The following is a 15,987-nucleotide window of genomic DNA, read 5'->3' as shown; positions in this document are numbered from 1 at the left end:
GAGGCATATTTGTCAGGAGGAGGGAGTCTTATGAAATCGAGCCGTCCCTATCTCGCCCGAGCTCTCTATGAGTGGTTGTTAGATAATGAGCTAACACCTTATGTGGTGGTTGATGCTACCCAGCCTGGCGTAGAAGTGCCGCGTCAGTTTGTTCAAAATGGGCAAATTGTGTTGAATGTCGCACCGACCGCTGTGCGTGACTTGTTTATGGAAAATCAGGCCATGGGGTTTAATGCTCGTTTCGGTGGCCAGCCTATGCAAGTAATGATCCCAACGCCTGCGCTTATTGCGATCTACGCTCGTGAAAATGGTGCAGGAATGGTGTTCGGGCATGAGCCGGAGCTGGGTGTTGCTGAGTTTGATGATGCAGAATTAGATGATGATTTTTCAGGTTCTTTTGATGAATCGTCTAAGCCCGAGTTGACGGTAACAGAGCCTGTTCCTGAGAAAGGGGGGGAGATGTCTGATCAGGCGTCTAAAAAGACTAAGAAGAAACCGACGCTACGCGTAGTTAAGTAGCGTGTGTTTTAGCCAAGTTGTTAATTCCACTTTTTAACGACGGTTTTTCTTGGTAAAACAGTTGGTAAATAAAAAACCTCGTCTTCGGCTTTTCACCGAGACGAGGTTTTTTTTATGGCTGCGTATTAATTAATCGATGTAGTCAAAGACTTTAACGATTCGCTGGATGCCGCCAACGGATGATACAGCATTAGCAATTCGGTCACCTTCTTCTCGAGTCACCATGCCCATTAGATACACATTCGCGTTTTCTGTAGTGATTTTCAGTTTTGATGAGTCGATACGGTCATTGGCGGCAAGTTGGCTCATGACATTGGTGGTTAGCCAAGTGTCATTTAGGCGTTGGCTTGCGGGTAAATTGGCAGCAATATTGAGCTCGTTGTGTACTTGGTTAACACCCCGTAGAGAACCAGCGACTTCTCCAGCTTTGTTGCGTAGTTCTTCGCTGGGTACCTGTCCTACCAGCAGTAATGAGCCGTTATAGCTATGCGCCCTTATGCGTGCATCTCTCAGTCGAGCGTCTGAGCGCTCCAGTGCGCGTGGTGCTTCACGCTCAATAGTTGTGTCAATCGCTTCGACATCACTACTGCGCTGACCATAATTAGAAGGATTAGATGCCGCGTTATTAGCACATCCGGCGAGTAACATAATGCTAAGTGCCGCAACGGCAATCAATTTGTGTGAAGAATAGCGCAGGGCCATAGCGATGACTCCTTTCAAAATGTTAAGTAAGTAGCTATTAATCTACCTGTTTGAGTAAGTCTGTATAGTTTAATCAGCTCTCAGTTTAAACTGCCTTAGTGCTATCTGTTTAGTCGGCGCCGCCAAAGAGCTGTTCGTCAATTAAATCACATAAACAGTGAATGACGAGTAGATGAACTTCTTGGATGCGCGCTGTTGATGTCGCTGGGACACGAATCTCGCAATCATCCTGGCCAAGTAGTGACGCCATATTCCCGCCATCTCTGCCGGTGAGGGCGACTACCGTCATGTCGCGATCATGGGCCGCCTGAATAGCTTGAACGATGTTAGCTGAGTTACCACTAGTGGAAATGGCTAATAAAACATCTCCAGGCTGACCTAGTGCCCTGATCTGCTTGGAAAATACCTCATTATAACTGTAGTCATTTGCTATTGAGGTTAGCGTTGAGGTGTCGGTTGTCAGTGCTAGGGCGGGTAGGCTGGGGCGTTCACGTTCAAAGCGATTTAGTAGCTCTGAAGAAAAGTGTTGGCTATCGCCTGCGCTGCCGCCATTGCCACAGGCAAGAACCTTACCTTCATTAACTAGGCACTGAACCATCATTTGGCTGGCGACTTCGATAAATGGCGGCAGCACCTCGCTGGCATATGTTTTCGTGTCTATGCTGGCGTTAAAGTGATTAAGTATGCGTGATTGAAAGTCCATTAGGGCTTCCTAGTTGAAAGTATCAGTAAGCATCAAAAGCCGCTTTTTCCCACTGAAATTCAAGCGTGGGAGGCGTGCCTGTGATTGCTAGAATATCAAAGCGACACGGACTTGAAACAGCATGTCTAGCGATATAGAGCTTGGCCGCTCGTATCAGGCGATGTCGCTTCTGTGCAGTGACGGTTTCTAAAGGGTGGCCGTAACGGGTAGTGGTGCGATGCTTAACCTCAATAAAGACCAGGGTATCCTGGTCTTTCATTACAAGATCTAGCTCGCCGCCTTTGACGTGATGATTGCTAGTGACAAGCGTTAGACCATGCTGCTGCAGCCATTTAGCGGCTAATTGCTCAATGGCTGCTCCCCGTATCCGTGCTGTTTGTGGTGTATTGGAACTCTGATGATTATTGGTCATCGTTCAGCAGGCCGGGAATCAAAATGGGCGACGGTACGCCATTTTGGAATTTGGCCCATGGTAATTCTCGAGAAACCCTGCCATCACCCGATAGGCGAAGAGTGCCAGTGCTTCCATTCATGCCGTCAAGAGCTGATAGGTCTGATAAGCGAATGCCAAGTTCGTAGGCATCCACACCCATTGCCATCAGGCGGAACATTGAAGCGTCTGATTCGTTTCGAAGCTCTTCATAGGTCGAATAAAAGGGCAGTGCTTCTTCGCCACCAACCGCTGCATCAGGTATTTGCCAGGGAATATCGATAAACATCACATCATTTAGGTCTTGGTCTAAGCGTGCCTGTAGACGTCCTTCATGAAGATGAGAGGTGGCATAAACGGGCAGGTTGGGGGCGTAATAGTAGTCCATAGTGGGGGGGACTTGCCTTGCGTACTCGGGAAGCGCCAGTAAGAATAGCGCATCAATGTTCCCAAGGCGGGCGCGCTCGCCACTGACATTTAAGGCTGTTCTCACCGCGTTAGCCACGGCATTGCTCGGATCATAACGGACGGCATTGGTGATTTCACCGCCTTGACCTTGCCACTCATTCCAGAAAGCTTCGCCTACGCGCCGTCCCCAGGCATTATCAGGAACCATGATGGACATTTGACGATGGCCATCCTGAAAGGCTCGGCGGGCTGCTTGGCGGGCTTCATCTTCAGCAGATAAACCATACTGAAGAAGTTGAGGGGCTTGATTGCTTGCACTGTTGCCGTAGTTCAGAGCCAGCGTAGGTAGCGGTACACTATTGCGCTGCTCAAGTTGGGTGACTTGATCTTTGTCAATTGGGCCGATCAGAATCTGAGCATTCATTTGCTCGGCACGTTGGTAAATCTCATCTAATGAATATTGAGACGCATCAATGAAATTAAGCTGTACATTATCTCCGCGCAAGTCGTGATGACGGCGCATGGCGGAGGCGATAGCGTTAGCCACGCTACTTAGTGGCCCAGATTCTGGTAATGCCACTGCAATGCGGCGTATGTCGACGCCCTCTAATTCAGGTATGGTTGCTTTGGTGGGCTCTGCTTGATCTAGTGCTTGACGTGCCCACTGCTGGCGTTCTGCGAGAGTCTTTTGTTGGTTTTCTTGCATGGGGAGTTCGTCGTCAAGCACTTGGGTTGCGCGTAGAACGGCGCGGGGGTTATCTAGGCCACGAGCAAGTTCAGAGAACAGCATAGCCCAGCGCACCCGATCCGATTCTGAAAGTATGTTTTCATCAACCGCATCGGCTGCGTCAAAAGCGTTTTCACGTTGCCCTTGTCTAGCAAGAATGTTCGCCGCTTCCAGCCTGGTTTTGGCTGCTTGCTCTGGCGCTTGTTGCTCTGCTTGACTGAGCAGTCGACTTGCATCCTGGTCAGGGACGCGGTCAACGACGCTTGGGGGTTGCATAGCGCACCCTGTAATCAGAAGCGCCATGAAGGCAGTGGCTAGTAATCCACGTATTGACTGTTTCATGTATCCTTCCTTAGTTTCCATTTGCGCTGCCGCCGCTCAATGAGCAGATAATTTTACCATTGCACAAGCATAGCGCACCGTCAGTGCAGGCCATTAACAAATCGGGAGTCACAATGACACACCAACATCCGGGCATATTGTACGTGGTTGCCACACCAATTGGGAATTTGGAAGACTTATCGCCACGCGCTGCTCGGGTATTAGCAGATGTATCACGTATTGCTGCTGAGGATACACGTCACAGCGGCCGCTTGTTAGCGCATTTAGGCATTAATACGCCGATGCTTTCATTGCATGAACATAATGAAGCGCGACGAGTTGATACGCTGGATGGTTACTTAATGGCGGGAGAAAATATTGCCCTAATCAGTGATGCGGGAACGCCGCTTATATGTGATCCAGGTTTCGTGCTGGTAAGAGAGCTACGATTGAGGGGGAGGCAGATCGTCCCGCTTCCTGGTCCTTGCGCGTTGGTTAGTGCGCTTTCAGCGGCTGGATTGCCAACTGATAGGTTTACATTTGGTGGGTTTTTGCCCTCCAAGCCGAGTGCGCGGCGGCAAGCGTTAGAAAAATGGCAGTCCCGAGAAGAAACGCTGGTTTTTTACGAGTCGCCTCACCGTATTGAGCACACGCTAGAGTCGCTATGTGAGCAAATGCCTGAGCGAGCCGTTGTCCTTGCGCGTGAATTGACCAAAACGTATGAAACCTTTTTGCAGGGCTCACCTTCATCATTGCTTGATCAGCTTAGGCAAGATTCTAACCAGAGTCGCGGAGAGTTTGTTGTGATGATCGCTGGGGCGCCGCCTGCTGTTCAAAGCGATGAGCAATCTATTACCGCCGATGAGCTGCTTAAGGCAATGTTGGCAGAGGGTGTTGGTGTCAAGCAAGGGGCTGGTGTTGCTGCAAAAATGCTAGGTGGCCGAAAGCAAGAATGGTATGCAAGATTGCAAGCATTGAAAGGTGAGCATTGAGGCGACGGCGGGGCACTGGTATGCTTGCCGCCGGAGTTGGCCAGACAGTCGCCGCTAACATGCTTGTAAAAGTGGTTGGGGGAGGAAAGTCCGGGCTCCATAGGGCAGAGTGCCAGGTAACGCCTGGGCGGCGTAAGCCGACGGAAAGTGCAGCAGAGAGTAGACCGCCTAAGCCTTTCGAGGCCGGTAAGGGTGAAAGGGTGCGGTAAGAGCGCACCGCGCGCCTGGCAACAGTGCGTGGCATGGTAAACCCCACTCGGAGCAAGACCAAATAGGGATCCAATGGCGTGGCCCGCGCTGGATCCGGGTAGGTTGCTTGAGCGCTGTGGTGACGCAGCGCCTAGAGGAATGACTGTCCAAGACAGAACCCGGCTTATCGGCCGACTCCCCATTTCCATAAAAGGTGCGTCATTCGTACCTTTCTTAACATTGTGTGAGATTAACATGCCTTCTCCTGACGCTGACCAGGTTACTTCCCATTTTCGCCACACCAGCGTTTTATTAGAAGGGGCGGTAGATACACTTGTTCATAATCCCAATGGTATTTATTTGGACGGCACGTTTGGGCGAGGCGGGCATTCTCGAGTTATTCTCTCTCGCTTAAGCGAACAAGGTCGTCTAATGGCCATGGATCGTGATCCTCAAGCAATAGCAGCCGCTAAAGATATCGATGATCCTCGTTTCGACATAACCCAGCGGGAGTTCGCTCGGTTAGTTGAATATGCACAAGAGCAAGGGGTTTACGGAAAGCTATCAGGTGTATTGCTGGATATCGGCGTTTCTTCTCCTCAGTTAGATGATCCAGAGCGTGGCTTTAGCTTTATGCGTAATGGGCCTCTTGATATGCGTATGGACCCTACTCAAGGAGAGAGTGCCGCTGCGTTTTTAGCCCGTGCGAGCGAAAGTGATATTGCTAATGTGTTTAAAACCTATGGTGAAGAGCGTTACGCAAAGCGATTAGCTCGTGCCGTTGTTTCGCGACGTGTAGAGAAACCTTTTACTCATACCGTCGATTTGGCAGAAGTATTAAAAGTGGCTCACCCTGCTTGGGAAAAGGGGCGTCATCCTGCTACCAAAGCGTTCCAGGGGCTGCGTATTTATTTAAACGGTGAGCTCGATCAGCTGGATGCAGCGCTTGAAGGAGCGCTGGAAGCGCTGGCTCCCGGTGGGCACTTGGTTGTTATCAGTTTTCACTCTCTTGAAGATCGTCGTGTAAAACGCTTTATTCGCCACCATGTACGTGGTGATACGCACTTGCCACGGGGCGTGCCGATTCGCGATGATCAGCTAAATCGCCGTCTTGAAGCTTTGGGTAAAGGAATGCGCCCAAGTGATGAAGAGGTAGACGCTAACCCCCGGGCGCGCAGTGCCGTCATGCGAGCCGCCCGTAAACGAGTTTGATGATGAGCATGGATCGGATTGAGCGTTGGTTGTCAACGCTGCGCACCGAATGGCCTTTCAAGCTACGTTTTCGCGCTTGGCCGGTTATCCTTATGGTGCTGTTTATAGCCTGTGTTGTTACCGGTGGTCTAGTGGTCGCTACCACGCACATGACGCGAGTGCAGTATGCACAGCTACAACAGTTAGAGCAGGAAAAAAATCAGCTGCAAACAGAATGGGGGCAGCTGCTTCTAGAAGAGGGTGCGTGGTCTACTCCTGCCCGTGTAGAGCAAATTGCTACGGAACGGCTTGAAATGCGCATTCCCGATGTGAATGACGTCGAGGTGATTCGACCATGAAGCGCGAGAGTCGGGGAGGGATATCCCGCCAAATGCCTATCGCGCCGCCATTAGCTGGCGGGCGTTTTTTATTTATTCTCATCATTGTAATGGTAGCGTCGGCCATTTTAGTTGGCAGGATTACGCTACTTCAGGTGATTGATCGTCCTTTTTTACAAAGCCAGGGCGATGCCCGAACACTTCGCCATGAAGCAATACCGGCGCACCGCGGTATGATCACCGATCGTAATGGTGAGCCGCTGGCTATCTCAACGCCTGTTGTGACCCTTTGGGCAAACCCCCAAGAGCTACCCACCGATGCCATTCAGCGGGTAATGCTGGCACAAGCCTTAGGCATGTCGCTCGATGACTTTGAATCTCGCGTCTCTCGGTACAGCAGTCGAGAGTTTATGTATCTTCGTCGTCAAATGACGCCAGATGCTGCCCAGCGCATATTAGATTTACGTACGCCTGGTGTTTATCAGCAGCGTGAATATAAGCGTTATTATCCCGCTGGTGAAGTGGCGGCGCAGTTGTTGGGCGTTACAAATGTAGATGATGTGGGACAAGAGGGGTTAGAGCTTTCCTTTCAGCCCTATTTAGCAGGGCATCCTGGACAACGACGAGTCATAAAAGATCGACGTGGTCGCCTAGTGCGTGAACTTGGTGTTATTCGTGAGGCACAGCCCGGCGGTGAGTTAACACTGGCGATTGATCAGCGTATTCAGTATATGGCCTATCGTGAGCTGCGTGCAGCTGTCGCTGAGCATGAAGCGGATGGTGGTGTGTTAGTAATGCTTGATGCACGTACGGGGGAGGTGTTAGCGATGGCTAACTTGCCTTCTTACAACCCGAATAATCGAGCTGGGCTGGATCCGCGAGGCTTACGTAATCAGGCACTGGTTGATGTGTTTGAGCCTGGGTCTGTCATGAAGCCCCTTGCGATGGCTGCGATACTGGAAAGTGGCGTTGTAAATCGCGACGCTGTGGTGGATACGTCGCCTGGTTGGATGCGTTTGGATCAGTTCACTATTCGAGACTTCCGTAATTACGGCGAGTTAGATTTGGCAGGAATTCTAGAGAAATCTTCAAACGTTGGCATGTCCCGTCTAGCGCTACAGCTAAGCGACACGGCCATTTGGGAAAAATATAATCAACTAGGCTTGGGTCAAGCGCCAGGAACAGGCTTTCCTGGAGAGGCGACAGGCAGTTTGCCAGCGCCTGTTCGCTGGTCTCGAAGTGAGCGAGCGACTCTCTCCTATGGCTACGGCCTTTCAGTTTCAGCGGTTCAGCTGGCCAGTGCTTACACAGCGCTAGCCAATAATGGCGTTCGTCTACCGCCTTCGCTATTGAGGCTTTCGGAGCCCCCTCAGGGGAGTCCTGCTATATCGCCCACCGTTGCCAATGATTTGCTGAATATTTTAGAAACATCGGTCGCCGCCTATACCGGTGGGCGCCGAGCCCGCGTTGAAGGTTATCGTGTGGGAGGAAAAACAGGCACCGTGCGTAAAATAGGGCAGCAGGGTTATACCACCGATGCTTACCGCAGTGTTTTCGCAGGGATTGCGCCTATCTCTGACCCACGTATTGTTACTGTCGTTATGATTGATCATCCTCGAGCCGGCGAGTTTTATGGTGGAGCAGTGGCTGCTCCAGTGTTCTCTAGCGTTACAGGTAATGCCCTACGCTTACTGGACGTGCCGCCTGATCATGAGGTCGAGTAGCATAAGGAGATTACATGAGGTTGTCCCCTGAGAGTTTATTGGTAGCGTTAAAGAAGGTTTGGCCTAATGCCGTTTTACCCAAGAAACTGCCCGAATTGCCGGAACAAATTCGCTTAGTGACTGATACGCGTAAGTTAGTGGCGGGCGATGTGTTTGTGGCGGTGCCAGGTAGTCAGCGTGATGGTTATGAGTTTATTGATCAGGCGTTGGCGGCGGGTGCATCACTTGTTTTGGCGCACACTAAAGAAGGTGGTGTTTCGCTGGACGGGGAGATACTTTATTTGCCTCATCTGTCTTTGCGGCTTGGTGAACTAGGTCGCACACTGTTTTCTGTTCCCAAAGACCTTCAGGTGATTGGAGTGACGGGCACCAATGGGAAAAGCTCTGTTACTCATTACATAGCAGCGTTAAGTGAATTGCTTGGCAAGCCTGCTGGTGTAATAGGGACGCTAGGCGTTGGCCGTCTTGGTCACCTGGTCGACACCGGCCTTACCACGCCTGGGTCACTGGCAATGCAAGAGACGCTGGCTGATTTAGCTGCCCAAGGGGTAAGTCGAGTAGCCCTTGAGGCCTCTTCACATGCCCTTGAACAGCGCCGTCTTGACGCAGTGAACGTGGTCGCGGGAGTGTTTACCAATCTGACACGAGATCACCTTGATTATCATGGCAGTATGGCGGCTTATGCCGCTGCAAAAGCAAAGTTGTTCCGGCGTTCCGAGCTTATGCTTGCGGTCGTTAATGCAAATGATCCTCTTGCGCGGCTGATGTTGGCGGGTAGTGATAGTCGTGTGCGTGTGCTAGCAGTAGGCGATGATGAAGCAGTGACGCTTCGCGTACTTGGCTGGCATCCACATGAGCATGGTCAACAGGCCCTGGTGGCTACGCCAGAAGGTGAAAAAACACTTAATCTTGGTTTAATGGGGCGGTTTAACCTAGACAATGTGTTGCTAGCCATTAGTGTGCTTTATGGGTTAGGCGACCCATTAGACCCGTTGTTTGAGTCGGCAACTAAGTTAGGCCCAGTGCCTGGACGAATGGCGCTATATCGTGAGGCTAATGCGCCTAGTGTTGTTATCGATTATGCCCATACACCTGATGCATTAGCCAATGCTCTTGACGCGCTGAAAGAGCATTTGGGGAAGGCTGGAAAGCTATGGTGTTTATTCGGTTGTGGTGGTGATCGTGATGCTGGGAAGCGAGCTGAAATGGCCGCTGTGGCTGAAAAACGAGCTGATCATGTGATCGTTACTGACGATAATCCGCGTAATGAATCTGCCGAGAAAATTCGCCAACAAATTATTTCTGGCTTTTCTGCTGAGGGTGCATTTACTGAAATAGGTGATCGTCGTCAGGCGATTTATCATGCGGTCCAGCATGCAGATCCCCAGGACGTTATCTTGGTGGCCGGAAAAGGTCATGAGGCCTATCAGCACATCGGTAACGTGCGTCATGACTACCAAGATAGTGAGCAAGTGTTAAAAGCTTTCAAACTTAGGGCTGCCATGTGATGAACTGGTCGTTAGCTAGTATTGCCTCTGCGTTAAAGCTTTCTGTTCCGCAAGCTTTATGCGAGTTAACGGTGACGGCAGTCATTACCGATACGCGCCATATTGTGCCTGGGTGTCTGTTTGTTGCTTTAAGAGGGCCGCGCTTTGATGGCCATGATTTTATTGAGCAAGCGCTTGATAAAGGTGCAGCAGCAGCTCTGGTTGAGCGCCCGGTAAGCAGTTTGCTTCCTCAGTTGGTCTGCGCAGATACTCGGTTGGGTCTTGGTCTGCTGGCTCGGGCTTGGCGTCAGCACTGTGAATTGCCGCTGGTGGCTGTCACTGGCAACAGTGGTAAAACAACAGTGAAAGAGATGACCGCCGCGCTACTTTCTCCATTAGGCAGTGTGCTTGCTACAGAGGGCAACTTAAACAACGACATTGGTGCGCCGCTAACGTTACTGCGTTTAGCAACGCACCATCAGGTAGGCGTGATTGAGCTAGGGGCTAATCATCTGGGCGAAATTGCCTGGACCAGCCAATTGGCCTCCCCAAATGTTGCCATCATTACCAATGTGACAGGTGCGCATGTTGGAGAATTTGGTGGTATGGGGCAAATTGCCCAAGCCAAAAGCGAAATATTAGCAGGGCTGGTTGAGGGCGGTATTGCGGTGTTAAACCGTGATGACCGCTACTTTGAGTTTTGGTCAGCCTCTGCGGGAAACAAGACAATTGTAAGCTACGGCTTACATGACGACGCCGACGTTCACGCGTCAGCACTTTCCTGTGACTCTTTGGGGCGGTATGCTTTTACGCTTGTTGAACGTGGCCACGTGCTGGGTGACGTACAACTACCTTTGATTGGTAAGCATAATGTAAGTAATGCCTTGGCAGCCGCTGCGGCGGCTCTTGCATTAGGCGTTACGCCAGAGCAAGTGGTAACGGGGCTAAGCGCATTGTCCTCGTTATCTGGTCGTTTAAGCGTTGTGCCGGGCGTGCACAATACGACGCTGTTAGACGACACTTATAACGCAAATCCTGGTGCTGTAAAAGCGGCGCTGGATGCGTTAGCGACCTTTCCTAAGCCTCGCTGGTGCGCGCTTGGCGCAATGGGGGAGTTGGGCAGCGAGTCTCATGCCCTGCATGCTGAGATTGGTCATTACGCAGCGTCACTGGGTATCGACACATTGCTGACCTTTGGTGATGCCGCCCGTTCAGCAAGTGAAGCCTTCGGTCGCGGGCTGCATTTTGACGACCACGAGACGCTAGTGCGTCATATTATTAATACTCTGCCGCCTGACACCACGCTTTTGGTGAAAGGATCGCGTAGTGCAGGCATGGAAAATGTCATTGCTGCGCTACGTGCGGATGAAACAAGGTAAGCGCCGTTCATGTTACTTCACCTGGCGAATTTTCTAGCCCAATATCAATCTGCTTTCCAAGTTTTTAACTATTTAACCTTACGTGTCATTCTCGCAGCGCTAACGGCTCTCATGCTATGTCTGTGGCTTGGTCCCTGGGTTATACGTCGGCTAGTGGAAGGTCAGATTGGCCAAGCGATACGTGATGATGGCCCCCAGTCTCATTTGTCTAAAGCGGGTACGCCCACTATGGGTGGGGCAATGATCTTGCTGGCTATTGCTATCAGTACACTGATCTGGGGCGATTTAACCAACCATTATGTTTGGATAGTGTTATTGGTCACATTAGGCTTCGGGGCTATTGGTTGGGTCGACGATTATCGCAAGGTGGTCGAAAAGAACCCGCGCGGATTGCCTGCTCGTTGGAAGTATTTCTGGCAGTCGGTGGTGGGTATTGGCGCTGCGTTGGTGCTATATCTTACGGCCGCTACGCCGGCTGAAACTAGCTTATTGATCCCGATGTTCAAAGATATTGCGCTGCCGCTTGGCGTTTTCTATATCGTATTAACTTACTTTGTAATTGTCGGCAGCTCTAACGCAGTCAATCTCACCGATGGCCTTGATGGCTTGGCGATTATGCCTACTGTGCTGGTGGCAATGGGCTTGTCTGTATTTGCCTATGCAAGTGGAAACGCTGTATTTGCTAACTATTTACATATCCCTTTTATTCATGGTACCGGCGAGTTAGCCGTTTTTTGTGCCACTATTGCTGGTGCTGGCCTGGGCTTCTTATGGTTTAACACTTATCCGGCTCAGGTGTTTATGGGGGATGTGGGGGCGCTAGCACTAGGTGCAGCACTTGGTGTTGTTGCCGTTATTGTGCGTCAAGAAATTGTGCTATTTATTATGGGCGGTATATTTGTACTTGAAACAGTGTCGGTGATTCTTCAAGTTGGCTCTTATAAGCTTACCGGTCGGCGTATTTTCCGTATGGCGCCGTTGCACCATCACTATGAGTTGAAAGGTTGGCCAGAGCCGCGGGTAATTGTGCGTTTCTGGATTATCACCGTAGTGCTGGTGCTGTTAGGGCTGGCCACGCTTAAAGTTCGATGATTAGCAGAGTAATAGCGGCAGAGTTGCCGTTATTAGCGTGATGCACAAAGGAGCCAGTCATCGTGCGAGTCGCAAATGGAGTCACCGTTGTTGTTGGGCTTGGAGTTTCAGGGCGCGCTATCTGCCGGCATTTAGCTCGCCAAGGCACGCCATTTATGGTGGCAGATACGCGAGCAGAGCCTCCGGGTTTACGTGCCTTCCAGAACGAAAACCCTGGTGTTGAGGTTTATTGTGGCCCGTTAACGGCGCTTGATTTTACAGATGCCTACGAAGTGGTTGTAAGCCCTGGTGTAGATCCTCATTCGCCAGGACTTGATGGCTTACTGGAGCGTCATAACCCAGCAACGCGGGAGCCCGTGCTGGTAGGCGAGATTGCTTTGTTTATTCGCGCTGTGAATGCGCCGGTCGCCGCCATTACTGGCTCTAATGCCAAGTCAACTGTTACGACATTACTCGGCGAGATGGCTAGAGTCGCTGGTGTTAAAGCTGCAGTGGGTGGCAATTTGGGCACGCCTGCATTGGATTTATTAGTTGAATGCCCAGATGCAGAGCTTTACATCCTTGAGCTCTCAAGTTTTCAACTGGAAACAACGCCTCATTTGGGTGCTAAAGCGGCTGCTTTTTTAAACCTCTGTGAAGATCATTTAGATCGTCATGGAAATATGGTGGGATACCGCCGCGCTAAGCAGCGTATTTTTCGCGGTGCGCAATCAGCCATTGTCAATGCAGATGACGCGCTCACTTGGCCAGAGTCGTCCGTTGATCATGTAGAGCGTTTCACGGCCTTCGCACCCGCAGGTAATGACTGGGGGTTAGTTGAAAAAGGCGGCGAGTTAACGCTGTTCCATGGTGATACTGCTTGGCTTAGCACAGAAGCTCTTAACATGGCAGGGCGACATAACTATGCCAATGCACTAGCAGCATTGGCAATGGGTAAGGCGTTGGGCTTCGCAAAAGCACCAATGTGCCAAGCATTAACTGCTTTCAAGGGGCTGCCCCATCGTAGTGAAGTAATCGCTCGAATCAATGACGTTATGTGGGTGAATGATTCAAAAGGCACTAACGTTGGCGCTACGCTGGCAGCGATTCAAGGCATTAGCGCGTCGCTGACAGGGAAAGTAATACTATTGGCCGGTGGTGTCGGTAAAGGTGCTGACTTTTCCCCACTGACGATGCCATTAGCAGAGTGCGCTAAAACTGCGGTGCTATTTGGCGCTGACGCACTCCGTCTTGAAGACGCTTTGTCATCTGCTGTTCCCGTTCATCTAGTAAACGATTTAATTCAAGCGATGGAAGTGGCCTGGGAAATAGCTGAGCCCGGCGACTGTGTATTGCTGTCACCCGCCTGTGCAAGTCTAGATCAGTTTGTCAATTACCAAGCGAGAGGCGATGCTTTTCGATATTGGGTTGAGCAAAAGCATAAACAGCATAATCACTCAGGAGAGAGGTTATGAGTCGATTGCAGCGTATCCGCGATACTTTGACAACGCGACATTTACCCTCCGATGTGTGGTTAATCGTCGCCGCCGTAGCGTTAGCTGGGTTGGGCTGGGTGATGGTAAGTTCAGCGTCGGTAGGTCTACTTGAAAATAGCTATCACTACGCCCGTCAGCATGGCATTTTTCTATTCCTGTCTATATTAGCTTGTTTTTTTATGCTGTGTGTCCCTTTGGAAGCATGGCGGCAAAACGCAGCGCTAATTTTGCTAGTAAGCATTATCATGCTGGTGCTGGTGCTGGTGATTGGGCAGGAAGTTAACGGCAGCAAGCGCTGGATTTCACTACCTGGTCCCTTGCCTAGCCTGCAAGTTTCCGAGCTTGGAAAAATCGGTTTGATTTTTTACATGGCAGCCTTCATGTCCCGCTTTACCTATGACCTGCGCCAACGTGCATTAAGTATGTGGCGACCTCTAGCGGTGCTTGCCGTTCCGGCGGGGCTGCTTTTTCTTGCTCCCGATTTTGGCGGCATGGTGGTATATACCGTGTGCGTTATTGGTATGTTAATGATGAGCGGCGCTTCGCTTACCTTACTATTTGGTAGTGGTGGCGTATTGGCTGCTGGTGCCGTCATGATGGTTGTTATGGAGCCTTACCGATTAGCGCGTTGGACGAGCTTCTTGGACCCATGGGCTGATCAGTTTGCGACTGGCTATCAGCTTACTCAGGCGTTGATTGCTTTCGGTCGTGGGCATGTGACCGGTACTGGTTTAGGTAATAGTGTTCAAAAACTTCACTACCTGCCTGAAGCTCATACAGACTTTATTTTTGCTGTCATCGCAGAAGAACTTGGCATGATTGGTGCCATTCTCGTGGTACTGCTATTTACGTTACTCATTACCAGGGCAATGTTGATTGGTCGTCGTGCAGAATTGGCAGGCCATTTGTTTGGTGCCTATGTCAGCTATGGCATAGGTTTCGTTATCGCAGCTCAGGCCTTTATCAATATGGCGGTTAGCTCCGGGCTGTTGCCAACGAAAGGGCTAACATTGCCGCTGATTAGCTATGGCGGTTCAAGTTTATTGGTAACCGGTATAATGATTGGCTTGTTGCTGCGTGTAGATGCGGAAACGCGTCACCGTCCACGTCGCGTATCGACACCCTACAAGTCACGCCATGAACCTCGGTTATCGTAACTACTCAAGGAGTTGTTTGTGACGACGAACGCACGTCGACGCATTTTAATTATGGCGGGAGGTACCGGAGGTCATGTTATTCCGGCGCTTTCATTAGCACGTTCGCTCAAAGCCCACAATGTCGACGTTGAATGGCTGGGAAGCCCAAGAGGGATCGAAAATCGCTTGGTACCAGAAGCAGGTATCACGCTTCATACCATCGACATAAGCGGTTTGCGTGGCAAAGGCGTCGCTGGCTGGCTGAAGGCACCGCTGAATCTATCCCAAGCTGTACTGCAAGCACGAAAGGTAATTCGTCGCTTCAATCCTGATGTGGTGGTTGGGTTGGGTGGATTTGCCAGTGGCCCTGGTGGGCTGGCGGCGTGGCTTTCCAGGGTGCCATTGGTGATACATGAACAAAATGCTATTGCTGGGCTGACCAATAAAGTGCTCTCGAAATTAGCGACACATACTTACGCGGCGTTTACCGAGGCTTTTGGTGACAAGGCAGAAGTGATTGGCAATCCCGTGCGAGAAGATATTGCTGCACTGGGTGAGCATCCTAGGGGTGCTGCTGAGCTAGCCGCTCGACCGCTACGGTTATTAGTTGTTGGGGGTTCTCTAGGGGCGGTCGCATTGAATGAACGTTTACCGCCTGGGTTGGCAGGTTTGCCTCCTGAGCGTCGCCCTGATGTTCGCCACCAAGCGGGTAAAGACCGAGATGTGGCGACGGCAAGCGCCTACGTTGAGCATGGGATTGTGGCAGATGTCACTCCCTTTATTGATGACATGGCGGCTGCGTATGAGTGGGCAGATTTAGTCGTTTGTCGTGCCGGAGCGCTAACAGTGGCAGAGCTTGCCGCAGCTGCAAAGCCTGCCTTGCTAGTGCCGTTTCCATTTGCTGTTGATGATCATCAGCGGGTCAATGCTGACGTTTTAGTAAAAGCCGGGGCGGCACTTTGTGTCACACAGTCTGAGCTTACCCCCGAGCGATTAACACACTATTTAGATGAGCTATTAGTCCCGAGCGTATTGTCAGATATGGCTTTTAAAGCCCGTCAGACGGCTTACTTAGAGGCGACTGAGCGTCTTACAAAGGGATGTTTAGCGTTAGTAAAACAAGGAGAGACTGCGTGACCGATTCTATTAATAACGCGTTACACTCAGGTGTCCG

General features: G+C 50.9%; 15 protein-coding genes and 1 other RNA gene. 12 read left to right on the top strand and 4 right to left on the bottom strand.

What is annotated here, in order from left to right; translation table 11 throughout:
- Positions 1-30 precede the first annotated feature (30 nt).
- Positions 31-519 carry a ClpXP protease specificity-enhancing factor gene (locus B6A39_RS11475; protein WP_083005753.1) on the top strand — a complete coding sequence of 163 codons (489 nt, stop codon included), beginning with the start codon at positions 31-33 and terminating at the stop codon, positions 517-519.
- Between the two features lie 129 nt (positions 520-648).
- Here B6A39_RS11475 and B6A39_RS11470 read toward each other — a convergent pair whose 3' ends face one another.
- The 4 genes from B6A39_RS11470 to B6A39_RS11455 all read right to left on the bottom strand — a co-directional run bounded on the left by B6A39_RS11470 (position 649) and on the right by B6A39_RS11455 (position 3,831).
- Positions 649-1,221, bottom strand: coding sequence for a BON domain-containing protein (locus tag B6A39_RS11470; protein ID WP_083005751.1), 573 nt, complete (start codon positions 1,219-1,221; stop codon positions 649-651).
- A 109-nt stretch (positions 1,222-1,330) separates the two neighbouring features.
- The gene (locus B6A39_RS11465) at positions 1,331-1,924 is read right to left on the bottom strand and encodes a phosphoheptose isomerase (RefSeq protein WP_083005749.1); all 594 of its coding nucleotides are present in this window, start codon (positions 1,922-1,924) and stop codon (positions 1,331-1,333) included.
- Between the two features lie 22 nt (positions 1,925-1,946).
- Positions 1,947-2,336, bottom strand: coding sequence for a YraN family protein (locus B6A39_RS11460; protein WP_083005747.1), 390 nt, complete (start codon positions 2,334-2,336; stop codon positions 1,947-1,949).
- On the bottom strand, positions 2,326-3,831 hold the full coding sequence (locus B6A39_RS11455; RefSeq protein ID WP_083005744.1) for a penicillin-binding protein activator: 1,506 nt from the start codon (positions 3,829-3,831) through the stop codon (positions 2,326-2,328). Before B6A39_RS11455 ends, B6A39_RS11460 begins: the two co-directional genes overlap by 11 nt.
- A gap of 113 nt (positions 3,832-3,944) precedes the next feature.
- On the opposite strand from B6A39_RS11455, the gene rsmI reads away from it, so the two are divergent.
- From rsmI to murG, 11 genes are all read left to right on the top strand, one after another.
- Positions 3,945-4,802 (top strand): 16S rRNA (cytidine(1402)-2'-O)-methyltransferase, encoded by an 858-nt coding sequence (gene rsmI, locus B6A39_RS11450; RefSeq protein WP_083005742.1) that lies wholly within the window; start codon positions 3,945-3,947, stop codon positions 4,800-4,802.
- 32 nt (positions 4,803-4,834) lie between these two features.
- An RNA gene (rnpB, locus tag B6A39_RS11445) (RNase P RNA component class A) lies at positions 4,835-5,194 on the top strand.
- A 52-nt stretch (positions 5,195-5,246) separates the two neighbouring features.
- A complete protein-coding gene (gene rsmH / locus B6A39_RS11440) occupies positions 5,247-6,203 on the top strand; it encodes a 16S rRNA (cytosine(1402)-N(4))-methyltransferase RsmH (RefSeq protein ID WP_083005739.1) in 957 nt (318 codons plus the stop codon).
- 2 nt (positions 6,204-6,205) lie between these two features.
- Complete coding sequence (gene ftsL, locus B6A39_RS11435) at positions 6,206-6,541, top strand: cell division protein FtsL (RefSeq protein ID WP_083005736.1); 336 nt, start codon at positions 6,206-6,208, stop codon at positions 6,539-6,541.
- Positions 6,538-8,244: a peptidoglycan D,D-transpeptidase FtsI family protein gene (locus B6A39_RS11430; RefSeq protein ID WP_083005733.1), complete on the top strand. Its 1,707-nt coding sequence runs from the start codon at positions 6,538-6,540 to the stop codon at positions 8,242-8,244. The genes ftsL and B6A39_RS11430 overlap by 4 nt, the downstream gene beginning before the upstream one ends.
- A 14-nt stretch (positions 8,245-8,258) precedes the next feature.
- A complete protein-coding gene (locus B6A39_RS11425; protein ID WP_083005731.1) occupies positions 8,259-9,752 on the top strand; it encodes a UDP-N-acetylmuramoyl-L-alanyl-D-glutamate--2,6-diaminopimelate ligase in 1,494 nt (497 codons plus the stop codon).
- On the top strand, positions 9,752-11,110 hold the full coding sequence (locus B6A39_RS11420) for a UDP-N-acetylmuramoyl-tripeptide--D-alanyl-D-alanine ligase (RefSeq protein ID WP_083005728.1): 1,359 nt from the start codon (positions 9,752-9,754) through the stop codon (positions 11,108-11,110). Before B6A39_RS11425 ends, B6A39_RS11420 begins: the two co-directional genes overlap by 1 nt.
- 9 nt (positions 11,111-11,119) lie before the next feature.
- Positions 11,120-12,202, top strand: coding sequence for a phospho-N-acetylmuramoyl-pentapeptide-transferase (mraY, locus tag B6A39_RS11415; RefSeq protein ID WP_083005724.1), 1,083 nt, complete (start codon positions 11,120-11,122; stop codon positions 12,200-12,202).
- 59 nt (positions 12,203-12,261) lie between these two features.
- Entirely contained in the window at positions 12,262-13,656 is a 1,395-nt protein-coding gene (gene murD, locus B6A39_RS11410; RefSeq protein ID WP_083005721.1) for a UDP-N-acetylmuramoyl-L-alanine--D-glutamate ligase, read from the top strand.
- The gene (gene ftsW, locus B6A39_RS11405) at positions 13,653-14,834 is read left to right on the top strand and encodes a putative lipid II flippase FtsW (protein ID WP_083005717.1); all 1,182 of its coding nucleotides are present in this window, start codon (positions 13,653-13,655) and stop codon (positions 14,832-14,834) included. The genes murD and ftsW overlap by 4 nt, the downstream gene beginning before the upstream one ends.
- Before the next feature lie 18 nt (positions 14,835-14,852).
- A complete protein-coding gene (gene murG / locus B6A39_RS11400; RefSeq protein WP_083005714.1) occupies positions 14,853-15,950 on the top strand; it encodes an undecaprenyldiphospho-muramoylpentapeptide beta-N-acetylglucosaminyltransferase in 1,098 nt (365 codons plus the stop codon).
- The last annotated feature ends 37 nt before the right edge of the window (positions 15,951-15,987 follow it).

Source organism: Halomonas sp. GT (genome assembly GCF_002082565.1).
GTDB lineage: Bacteria > Pseudomonadota > Gammaproteobacteria > Pseudomonadales > Halomonadaceae > Vreelandella.
The sequence above is the reverse complement of the archived record's forward strand: the minus strand, read 5'-3'. Positions and strand labels throughout refer to the sequence as shown.

Excerpts from the sequence above, each read along its gene's own strand:
- B6A39_RS11475 (WP_083005753.1), top strand. The coding sequence starts at position 31 with ATGAAATCGAGCCGTCCCTATCTCGCCCGAGCTCTCTATGAGTGGTTG.
- B6A39_RS11470 (WP_083005751.1), bottom strand. The coding sequence starts at position 1,221 with ATGGCCCTGCGCTATTCTTCACACAAATTGATTGCCGTTGCGGCACTT.
- B6A39_RS11465 (WP_083005749.1), bottom strand. The coding sequence starts at position 1,924 with ATGGACTTTCAATCACGCATACTTAATCACTTTAACGCCAGCATAGAC.
- B6A39_RS11460 (WP_083005747.1), bottom strand. The coding sequence starts at position 2,336 with ATGACCAATAATCATCAGAGTTCCAATACACCACAAACAGCACGGATA.
- B6A39_RS11455 (WP_083005744.1), bottom strand. The coding sequence starts at position 3,831 with ATGAAACAGTCAATACGTGGATTACTAGCCACTGCCTTCATGGCGCTT.
- rsmI (WP_083005742.1), top strand. The coding sequence starts at position 3,945 with ATGACACACCAACATCCGGGCATATTGTACGTGGTTGCCACACCAATT.
- rsmH (WP_083005739.1), top strand. The coding sequence starts at position 5,247 with ATGCCTTCTCCTGACGCTGACCAGGTTACTTCCCATTTTCGCCACACC.
- ftsL (WP_083005736.1), top strand. The coding sequence starts at position 6,206 with ATGAGCATGGATCGGATTGAGCGTTGGTTGTCAACGCTGCGCACCGAA.
- B6A39_RS11430 (WP_083005733.1), top strand. The coding sequence starts at position 6,538 with ATGAAGCGCGAGAGTCGGGGAGGGATATCCCGCCAAATGCCTATCGCG.
- B6A39_RS11425 (WP_083005731.1), top strand. The coding sequence starts at position 8,259 with ATGAGGTTGTCCCCTGAGAGTTTATTGGTAGCGTTAAAGAAGGTTTGG.
- B6A39_RS11420 (WP_083005728.1), top strand. The coding sequence starts at position 9,752 with ATGAACTGGTCGTTAGCTAGTATTGCCTCTGCGTTAAAGCTTTCTGTT.
- mraY (WP_083005724.1), top strand. The coding sequence starts at position 11,120 with ATGTTACTTCACCTGGCGAATTTTCTAGCCCAATATCAATCTGCTTTC.
- ftsW (WP_083005717.1), top strand. The coding sequence starts at position 13,653 with ATGAGTCGATTGCAGCGTATCCGCGATACTTTGACAACGCGACATTTA.